The organism is Rheinheimera sp., assembly GCF_020217005.1.
Lineage (GTDB): Bacteria > Pseudomonadota > Gammaproteobacteria > Enterobacterales > Alteromonadaceae > Pararheinheimera.
Genome location: NZ_JAIWOI010000002.1, coordinates 1 through 10,000, shown reverse-complemented (window position 1 = coordinate 10,000; position 10,000 = coordinate 1). Strand labels below are relative to the sequence as shown.

At 47.2% G+C, this 10,000-nt stretch carries 10 protein-coding genes; 4 read left to right on the top strand and 6 right to left on the bottom strand.

The genetic code is table 11. The annotated features are described in order from the left end of the window. Positions 1 to 777, bottom strand: a 777-nt coding sequence (locus LDL40_RS00080; protein ID WP_300992397.1) for an FN3 domain-containing metallophosphoesterase family protein, incomplete at its 3' end; no start/stop codon positions are given. Between the two features lie 9 nt (positions 778 to 786). Beyond that, complete coding sequence (locus tag LDL40_RS00075) at positions 787 to 3,570, bottom strand: TonB-dependent receptor (protein ID WP_300992395.1); 2,784 nt, start codon at positions 3,568 to 3,570, stop codon at positions 787 to 789. A gap of 146 nt (positions 3,571 to 3,716) precedes the next feature. On the opposite strand from LDL40_RS00075, the gene LDL40_RS00070 reads away from it, so the two are divergent. From LDL40_RS00070 to LDL40_RS00060, 3 genes are all read left to right on the top strand, one after another. Next, positions 3,717 to 4,682, top strand: a complete 966-nt coding sequence (locus LDL40_RS00070; protein WP_300992393.1) for a GGDEF domain-containing protein — start codon at positions 3,717 to 3,719, stop codon at positions 4,680 to 4,682. Next, a complete protein-coding gene (locus LDL40_RS00065) occupies positions 4,679 to 5,692 on the top strand; it encodes an AraC family transcriptional regulator (protein ID WP_300992390.1) in 1,014 nt (337 codons plus the stop codon). Before LDL40_RS00070 ends, LDL40_RS00065 begins: the two co-directional genes overlap by 4 nt. Before the next feature lie 96 nt (positions 5,693 to 5,788). After that, a complete protein-coding gene (locus tag LDL40_RS00060) occupies positions 5,789 to 6,181 on the top strand; it encodes a response regulator (protein WP_300992387.1) in 393 nt (130 codons plus the stop codon). Here LDL40_RS00060 and LDL40_RS00055 read toward each other — a convergent pair. Continuing rightward, positions 6,178 to 6,528 (bottom strand): HopJ type III effector protein, encoded by a 351-nt coding sequence (locus LDL40_RS00055; protein ID WP_300992385.1) that lies wholly within the window; start codon positions 6,526 to 6,528, stop codon positions 6,178 to 6,180. The two genes, LDL40_RS00060 and LDL40_RS00055, sit on opposite strands and share 4 nt — an antisense overlap. 74 nt (positions 6,529 to 6,602) lie before the next feature. Here LDL40_RS00055 and LDL40_RS00050 point away from each other — a divergent pair, with 74 nt between their 5' ends. After that, complete coding sequence (locus LDL40_RS00050) at positions 6,603 to 7,616, top strand: hypothetical protein (RefSeq protein ID WP_300992383.1); 1,014 nt, start codon at positions 6,603 to 6,605, stop codon at positions 7,614 to 7,616. 67 nt (positions 7,617 to 7,683) lie between these two features. On the opposite strand, the gene LDL40_RS00045 is transcribed toward LDL40_RS00050, so the two are convergent. From LDL40_RS00045 to LDL40_RS00035, 3 genes are all read right to left on the bottom strand, one after another. Then, entirely contained in the window at positions 7,684 to 8,148 is a 465-nt protein-coding gene (locus tag LDL40_RS00045; RefSeq protein WP_300992381.1) for a VOC family protein, read from the bottom strand. 75 nt (positions 8,149 to 8,223) lie between these two features. Then, entirely contained in the window at positions 8,224 to 8,712 is a 489-nt protein-coding gene (locus tag LDL40_RS00040; protein ID WP_300992379.1) for an STAS domain-containing protein, read from the bottom strand. A 7-nt stretch (positions 8,713 to 8,719) separates the two neighbouring features. Further along, positions 8,720 to 9,988, bottom strand: a complete 1,269-nt coding sequence (locus tag LDL40_RS00035; protein ID WP_300992399.1) for a PP2C family protein-serine/threonine phosphatase — start codon at positions 9,986 to 9,988, stop codon at positions 8,720 to 8,722. Positions 9,989 to 10,000: the final 12 nt, after the last annotated feature.

The following is a 10,000-nucleotide window of genomic DNA, read 5'->3' as shown; positions in this document are numbered from 1 at the left end:
GTCCTGTAAAGTCGCTGGGCCATTGTTCAGGCTTTGGAACTGTGCAGTAAATTGCGCAGCCAACACCCTACGTTCTTCCCCTTTGGCATTTTCACTTTTCAGGTATTCATGGTTACCAGGGGCAATCAACTGAGGTGTCATAGCACCAACCCAGCCAATAGCGTCAAACCACTCACCCCATTCGTGATCCAAAATACCGTAACGGGAATTGACTAAATCACCTGCATGCAGCATCAGCTGAGCTTGAGGTACCTGCTGCTGCGCCTGACGCACCAGACGCGAGAAATGCGCTTTTAAGTTATTTTGCGCATCCCCAAAATACAGCAAACTAAAAGGTTCAAACTCAGCTTTGGCAGTGCGAAATTGCAGCCACTCGCTCCAGTTGCCCTGGCCTTTGACTCTGTAGGCATAAAGGGTGTCGCTTTCTAAACCCGGCATGACTGCTTTATAAAAATAGGCTGAGCCATTGTCGGTTTTAACTAAAGTACCTTTGACGTCCAAGGTTTTAGCCTCAAGTTCCAGTGCAGGTCCGTCCACAGCTTTTGCCCACTGCAATTGGCTTTGCGCCTGATTGCTACGCCAGCCGACCGCCTGACTGCTGGCGGCATTGCCGGCAGGTAACAGTACAATGCGGTCGGCAAAGGCGCTGGCCTGATAACGTGCAAGCCCATCAGGTACTGAAGTGTTGCTGGCACTGGCTATGCAGCTTAAAAGCAGCAGGCCAGCAACTGGCCCCTGCAGTTTTATACCTGGGTATAGATATGCTTTAATACTCATAAGCCATCCTTACCAGTTGGTTAACTGAATACCAACAGCAAAAGTACGGCCGTATTCTTCATACTGAGCGTTAAAGGCGCGGCTGCCCGTGTAGTTGTAATAAGGCTCGTCTGTTAAATTGACCGCATTAAAGTACAACTGTACAGCAGGGTCGATTTTCCATTTTGCGCTGAAGTCCCATTGCAGCTGACTGTCGCTGAATAAGTCATAGGCAGGGTCATCAAACTCGCTGACTTCCACCAGATACTCTGACTTATAATTGGCCGCTAAACGCAAGCTCCAGCTGTTGTCTTCATAACCAATGGCCATATTGGCGGTTTGGTCGGACTGACTTGGTAAATCAATATCACGGGTCAGCAGCTCACCATCATCAAACCAGCTGATTTGGGCATCAGAGCGGCTTAAGGTTAAGTTGGCTGACAATAACCAGTGATCCCAAAACTCGCTGATGCCTTGCAACTGCTGAACATAGTTCAGTTCCAGGCCGTACAAAGTCGCATCATCACCATTGATAAAGGTTTCAGCATGCTTAAAGTCCTGATATTCTCCTTGCCCAGCTAAGTCCGTGGCGTAGATAAAGTCTTTAATGTCTTTGTAAAACAGCATGGCCGACATCACGCCTAATCTGTCCGGGTAATACTCCACACCTAAATCCAGGTTGGTTGAAGTTAAAGCCTCAAGCGCCGGATTACCAAAACTGGCTTCAATATCACCATCGTCTTCTTCCAGCACAAAAGCCGGCGCCAACTGAGCAAAACTTGGACGCACTAAAGAACTGGTAACCGCAGCACGAACCTGTGTCTGATCGGACAGGCTGTAACGGCTGATTATCGCAGGCAACCAATGTGATTCCGAACCGCTATACAGCACAGAGCTGAATTCTTCGGTGGTCGCGTCGTATTTGCTACCTTGGGCATCACGTTGGTCATGCTCAAAACGGCTACCAGCTATCAGTTCCCAGTTTTCGCCTTGCCAACTGCCTTGCAGATACGCAGCTTTAATTTCTTCGTCGACGCTGAAATCGTTAATTTGTGATTCGACAGGATCCAGATAATCGTCACGGTCTAAAGTGCTTAATCCGGACAATAACAGGCCAGGATTGATGGCTGGTCCAAACCGGCCTAAGCCATAATCTGCATCACCCATAGGGTAATCAGCCAAGGTCAGCTTCGTCAGACCAGCGTCTTCCAAATCCTCATAGAGCCACAGGCTTTCGTCCGCAGTTTTGCTTCTGTCGCTCCATTTAGCACCAGCTTTAAGCTCCAAAGCGCCCCAGCTTTGCAGCAGTTCCCGGCTTAAATCAAACTTGGCGTTTTTCTCTTTTTCTTCTGTAAACGTATCAGCTACTTCCACTTCATCCAGCTCATAATCTGCTGGGTTATACGCAGATTCTGGTGCCAATAACTGCAGTTTATCTGTACCACTGAAACTTAAACCCTCGTCAAACTCCTGTTTAAACTGACCATCGGCCAGACTAAAAGGTGTTTTTTCATCGGCTTTACTGGCGCCCACTTCTGCTTTCCACTGCCAATCCGCCAGTTGCTGTTGCATGCCTAATACGACAGCGCTGATGGTTTGAGTTTCTTCACGGGCTTTAATACTGCGCACCAACTCGCCTGCTGAGTCTGCGCCTGCTTTTACTGGTTCTTCAAATTCTGTGAGTAAACCCTGACGCACTTCATCGTCAGCAAATTTGCTGTACAAAGTCCGCAGGTAATAGTCTGTATTGCCTTCAGGACGGTAGTCGAGGTTGAGTGCTAAGCCCATGCGTTTACGGCTGATTTGATATTGGCGTTGTTCAAACTCTTCAAGAGCTTGTTCTTCAATATCCCAGTTGCCACCAGTCTCAACGTTGTCTGAACCAAATTTACGATCGGCATAACTGGCGGATAAGGCCACACCTAAAGCGTCTTTATCACCTGCCACATCAAAAATATGGCTGTATAAACCTGACAGCTTAGGGCTGGTTTCACTTTGCTGCTGGTTGTAACTGCCTTCAGCGCTGAAACTGTAAAAATCTGAACTGCGGTCAAAAGCAGAGATACTTTTAATATCCACAGTGCCACCTAAAGAACCTGCAGCCTGCTCCGGCGCTATGGTTTTAGTCACTTCGACGGAGGACAATAAATCCGAAGGGATCACGTCCAAAGCCACAGCACGGCGGCCTGATTCTGGCGCAGCCAATTGAGTACCGTTGTAGGTCACTGTATTGTAATCCGGAGCTAAACCACGAACCCGGATAAAACGGCCTTCGCCTTGATCCGGCTCCACAGACAAACCTGCTAAACGGGCTAAAGATTCGCTGACGTTTTTATCCGGAAACTGACCCAGTTCATCCGTCGTTGCGACACTGACAATGCCGCTGGCAAAACGTTGCTGACTTAAGGCTTTACCTGCTGACGCCAGCTGACCTTGTACTTCCAGCTTTTCGATGCCGGATTCCACTTTTGCCAGCGTGATATCACCCATCGCCTGATTAGAGCTTAAGCTGACATCAGATTTTTGCTGCGGCACACCGGCATAACTAAATTGCAGTTGGTACTGACCTTCCGGCAAATTAGAAAACACAAAACGACCATCATGGCCTGTGACTTTACTGATCTTTAGCGCCGGAATACTAACCTGCACGCCAGACAATAAGACTTGTCGATTGTCCACTACCCGACCTGTTAATTCAGCGGCCTGCACCTGGAGCACTGAAGCACAAATCATACTAATACTGCTGGCCAATAAAGCGCGACGAAACTTTTTCGCCGCCTGAGTATTGCTTGGTTGCATGCTGTTTATTTGCATAGAAGAAAACCCCAATTCTGAATATGTTTATAGTGATTGGAATTTATTCTGCGGCGTTTTTGTGACAACTCAGCGCGCTAAAGCTGCACGGCCTGAGCTAAGCGGACCCGGGGTCTGCTTAGCTCTGTCTTACAGATATCTGTCATATGACTGTCATCTGCGCCCGTCAGACTGACACCTATTGTTATGTTCTGCGTGAGGCGCACTCTGCTATGGGATTCAGCTCACAACACCCGGCTAAACTTTGCTTAACAGCGTTGTTGTTTTTTCTGTGCATAGTGCTGGCAGCTAATTATGGTGAACTGAAAACCAGCTTGGACATAGACTGGATGGATATTCTGGGTGAAGGCAGCAGTCTGGCTGTCGTTCTGGCCTGGTTGTTACTGGTGCTGTATAGCAGACCTGCAGGTCCTGTCACTAATGGGCTTTATGTTGGCTCTTTGCTGCTGGTGATTTCATATCAACTGAACTTGCTGGATGAGTTTTTCCAGTATCCGGAAAGCCACAGATTACTGAGTTGGCTTGAATCTATCCCTGCGCCACTGGGCATGCTGATTTTAACTTTAGGTCTGATTGGCTGGCACAAGGAACAACGTTTTATTAATCAGCAACTGGCCAGCCGCGAACTGCATTTGCGTCATTACCAATTACTTGATCCGTTAACCAAGCTCTATAAACCAGAGTATCTGTTGGCCGTATTGAAACGCGAACTCGAGTTACAGCAACAACATCAGCAGCCCTTTTGCCTCGCCCTGTTAGATATCAGCCAATTTGACCGTTTTAACAGAGAACAAGGCATGGCAGCTGCTGATTTACTGCTACAACAATTAAGTGAGCTGACGCTGGTGCAGTTCAGATCAGGCGATTTAGTTTGCCGCTACAGTGGTGATAAATTTGTCATTCTGATGCCGCAAAGCAATCAGGCTATAGCCCAAAGCTTAGTGCAAAATGCCTGCAGGGAGCTGCATCTGCATTTGCACACCCAACTGCATTGGACCATCATTGAAATCACTGCGGCACAACGAGTGACCAAGCCGCAGCGACTACTCTCTCAACTCTGGCTGCAGCTGCAGAAGCAAAAAAAGCAGCAAAGCCAATGGAGCCCGGTGTGACCAAAGCGCTGCTGGCTGCTGACGATAAAGCCCTGTTGTTCAGTGCTACAGCACTGGACATGATTTTATTGTGCCAGCGTCGCGGTTTTGCGTTAGATACCTTGCTCAAAGGCACTAAATTATTTGAGCAGGACCTGCGCAAAGCGACGATAAAAATCAGCCCGGTACAATACCTGCAACTGGTCAGCAATTGCCAGAAAGCATTTCCAGGTCCTGAACTGGCCTATTTAACAGCGCAAAGCTGGTTGCATCACAACCATTCGCCTTTGCTGTTAATGCTCAGATACAGCGCAAATTTACAACAGGCGCTGCTGCATTTTTACCGGTTCCGCTCTCAGCTTTTACCTTTGTTTTATTTGCGGCTGCAAAGAACTCACGGCCAGCTAAGACTTGTACTCAGGCCCTCCTTTGTGATGGGGAAGCAACAGCTTTTTATTGAACAATTAGTCCTACACTACCTGTTAGGTTTAGTTAAACAGCAGTTAGGAGAAAGCTCAGGCCTTAGTCTTTGTGTCAAGGCTGTAGATCAGGACTCCGGTTGGCTGTTCCAACATCAATGGCAACTGTTACCTGAATCAGGACTACAAAGCTGTTTATCTATTCCTATTCCCCTGCTACACCAACCTTTTACCGACGCTAACCCCAGGCTTTGGCAACAGCAACTCAACTGGTGCCAATATTTACAGCAGTCTTTACCGGAAAAAACCGCTTTTACCGAACAGTTGGAACAATGGCTCTTTAGCGTATTGCGTCACTCGCCGTCTCAGGAAGAAGCGGCCAGACACTGGGGCTTAAGTTTGAGCAGCTTTAAACGCTTGTTGGCACAACATCAGTGCAGTTATCAGCTGCTGCTTGATCAAGTGAAAGCCTGCGCTGCGCAACAGGCTTTATTGCTGCAGGGTATGTCAAACAAGGAACTGGCCAGTCGGCTGGGCTATTCGGACGAGCATAATTTTCGCAGAGCATTTAAGCGCTGGACAGGTTTGTTGCCAAGCCAGTTACGCTCATAATCTTGTTTTATTGGGAAAATATCGTTTAATTATTGCGCTTTCCCTTGAATCAGGACATGCTTAGTCAAATAAATGCACTAAGCAAGGATGTTGCGCATGACTATAGATCAATCCTCAATTCTGATTGTCGATGACGTCAGTTCAGTTCGCTACTTCCTGAATCAAAATCTGCGCATTATGGGCGCTGAAAAAGTAGCTGAAGCCAGCACAGGTCAACAAGCGATGATGGCCATCAACACTGAGCATCCTAATGTGGTATTTCTGGATATTGAACTGCCAGACAGCAATGGCCACGAGCTGCTAAGCCGGATTAAAGCACTAAACCCTCAATGCCATGTGGTGATCATGTCGGCACACAGCACGGTCGAAAATTTAAAACGTAGTGTTGAAGGCGGGGCCAGTGGTTTTATGGCAAAACCTTTTACGCCACAAAAAATTCAGGCGACTATGAATCGTATCTGCAACTTACCTAAAACCCAGACTGCTTAAACAGCAGATTTTGGGCTTAACGCCTGGCCATCAAATTCAATACCATCCCAGCCATATTGCATAAACTGCCTGATATTAGCGTGATCTTGTCCTGCCGGGCTTTCCAGCACATCTAACCGGTAATAGTCACCAAACATCTGTAGCGTTTGTGGTTCTGACAAGCGGTGTAACAATGCAAAAGCAAATATCTTGCAGGAGCCGTTGTTCTCGCCCGCCGCATTGTGCTTGTCACCATTACGAAAAGCTGTTTCAGTAAACTCATATAGGCTTTCAATCAACCCAATGCTTTGCTGAAAACTGATGCTGTCGGGATCTGTCGTCAACTGACGGAAAAAACTTTCTAACATAATAGCGATCCTGGTTAAAGTTTATACAATTGTGGTCGATACAGTCGTTAAGCCCAAGTCAGAGGGGAACCAAAATGCAAATCCTCAACATCAAACAGCAACAGAGCTCTAACAGTCAGCAGCTATTTTATTCAGGCCGTAGCCTGAGTCCAGAGCGAAACGACGGCTCAACTGTAACAAAGGATAACAGAAGTTTAACTCAAACTTCTCCGTTACCTTTGGCTAATGGTATTGCGGCAGAAACTATGGCAGGGTCTGAAGCTGCTGAGTCTGACGCGCAAGAGAACAGTGACAAAGCCCAGTATAATGCCGTGTATTCTATTGGCACCATAAAGCGTCTGTTAGAACAATTGACTGGGGAAGAGTTGCAAGCTTGGGTCGATCCGGCTGAATTAAATCAAGCGTTAAATGGCTCTGCCTCGCCTGCTTTGCCTGAACAACCAGAAAATCTGAATGCAACGGGCGTCACTATTCGTGAGTGGTCTTACCGTTATGAGTCTGTCAGTGCTGACTTTTCCGGTTCAGTGGCGTTAGAGGATGGCAGTAGTTTTAGCTGGTCTATGCAATTTGCTATGAGCTACGAAGAATTCAGCTACAGCGAACGCACAGAGCAGCCGATGAAAGATCCTTTGGTCATGAGCTTTAACGGCCGACCAGTAGAGCTTATCGGACAAAACTCTGTGTTTAATCTGACCGATAACGCTAAAACTATTCAGCAGTTGGCACAAGGCCAGTACTACCTGGCCAAAGATAGCAATAACAATGGCGCCATCGACTCAGGGCTGGAATTATTTGGTCCGGCTACAGGACAGGGTTTTGCTGAGCTTGCCAGTTACGATGACGATCAAAACGGTTTCATCGATCAACAGGATCCGATTTGGGAAAATTTATGGTTATGGCGCCCTGAAGACAAAGGCCTGTATAGCATCAAAGATATGGGGGTCGCAGCTTTAAGCGTCGATTCAATAGCCACGCCTTTTAGTTTAAGGCAGAAAAACGAACTGCAAGGCAGACTAGAGCGTAGCTCGATTTTTATTACCGAAAATAAAGAAGTGGGTTTATTGCAGCAAATTGATTTGAAGGTGTGAAGATACAGCACAAGCAGATATCTTCGCTGTGCTGTTATCTAATCGCTGTTATGTTGATTTTTGCCAGCTAGGATCCAAACATCTGTGCAGAACGTTTTGCCATTTCTTCTTCTGATACATCTTCAATATGAGTAGAAATCATCCAGTTGTGGCCAAAAGGGTCTTGCAGACAGCCGCTGCGATCGCCCCAGAATTGATCCGATACCGGCATAGTCACAGTGGCACCGGCCGCTGCAGCACGTTCGACAAAATCATCTACATCAGGTACATAAATCATTAAAGTCACTGGACTCGCGCCCAGCATATCCGGGCTTTTAGTGCCCCAGTCATCACTTTGTTCACTGAACATAAATGTCGCGCCGCCAATACGCATTTCAGCATGCATCACAGCACCGGATGGCATATTCATGCGCATGATGGTTTCAGCGCCAAAAGCCTTTTGATAAAAGTCGAAAGCGGCGGCAGCATTTTTAATCACCAGATAAGGCAATACTGCAGAGCAACCCGGTGGAATAGCCTGAACCTCGGACATAATGGTCTCCTTGTAAGTTGTTTATAGAAAAGCAAAAACCGCTTTGAGTATAGCCACAGATCTTCAGGTTGCTGCTCAGCCTAACTGCTGTTTGAGGAGATCCACCACAGACTGAAACTGGCTTTTATTCTGTTCATTCAGCGCTATCAATGCCTCGTGGGCATGCAGGATCATCCGGCCTTTTTGCTGATCGCTATAAGGCACAGCCTGAACGCTGGCGAGGTCCACACCAGGATCAGTCGATTGCTGGACTATATCAAAGGCCTGATCCAGACAAAGGCTAAACAACAATTCATTCACGGCTGGCACAGTGCAAAACAATACAGGTTTGGGCAAGTTTTGCTGCTGGCAATAGCGCGCTAAACTCGCCAGCAAACCGATGTAAGTGCTGTCCATAAAACTGGCTTGATTTAAATCCACCACCAGTTGCCTGCATTGAATTTTGGCACCAAAAAGCCGATCTATCAGATCGTCCATTCCACTGGCGTTGGTGTAACGCAGTTCACCTGATAATTTGAAATAACAGCACTGCTCCACACAAGCAAACAGGATTTGTTCCGTCATAACATCCTCACTTAAGTTCTGCCTGCCGGGTTAATTTCAATATAGTTAAGTCGTCCGGTAGCTGCTGCTGTGGATCTATCGCCAAAGCTCGTAATAAATCGGCAATGTCTCTGTGCTGGTAACTTTGCTGCAATAAGTACTGCAATTTTTGCTCAGTGTTTTGCTGCGGCAGTAAATCTAAAATACCGTCTGAGCACAGCACTAAACTGCTGTTTTGCTGCAACACCAACTGCTGATTTTGGTAACAGGCAAAGTCAAACATGCCCACTGGGGTGCTTTTCAGTTCCAGATAGTGTTGCTGCTGTTGCTCCTGTGGTTGCAACAGCATAGGCCAGGGAAAAGCCCCGGCATTGGCATATGTCAGTGCTGCGGTTTCTGTATCCAGCACTGCATAAAACAACGCTATATGTTTGCCTACTTTGTCTTTTAGCAGCTCTTTATTCAGTTGGCTTAATACAGCGGCTGGGTCAACCACAGTCGCCTGATTGTCGCGCTGATAGCGCTCCAGCCTGGAGCTGATAAAACGTTTCAGATACACAGTGACAAAAGCCGAAGCCACGCCATGGCCTGATACATCTGCGATATAAAACACTACTTTATGCTCATCCACACTGAAGTAATCTACAAAGTCACCACTCATAAATTCGGACGGGTACAGCACATGACTGAACTGATACTCGCCGCAATTAAAAATGGCTGGTGGCAGCATTTTAAACTGCACTTGTTTACCGGCTTTTTCGCCCGCTTCCAGTTCAGCCAGGGAATGCTGTAACTGCTGATTGGTGGTTTGCAGCTGCTCTGTTCTGGTTTTTATTTGTTGCTCCAGATGATCATTCAAATCAGCCAGCTGCCTGATAGCGATATAAGAGCGTAACGCCGACACCACACTGGTGGTCAGGCGCTGCACTGTCAGTTCGGTTTTGGCGCGGTAATCGTTAATGTCATAGTCCAGCACTACACGATGCTCAGGTGCCTGCCCTGGCTGACCTGTGCGTAAAATAATACGCACCAGCTGGTTTTGCAGTTGTTCGCGGATATAACGCACCAGCACCAGGCCTGCATCATCGCTTTCCATCACTATGTCCAGCAAAATCAGCACTATATCTTTGTTGTTCGCAAGAATATGCCGAGCTTCGGCCGCACTGTAGGCACTGACAAAATGCAGTTTGTGTTGCATAAAACTAAAATCACGCAGCGCCATTAAGGTAATTTGATGGATTTCAGGTTCGTCATCCACGATAAGCACAGTCCAGCAGGGTTGCTGTTGTTCTGTCACTTCGGCATCCGC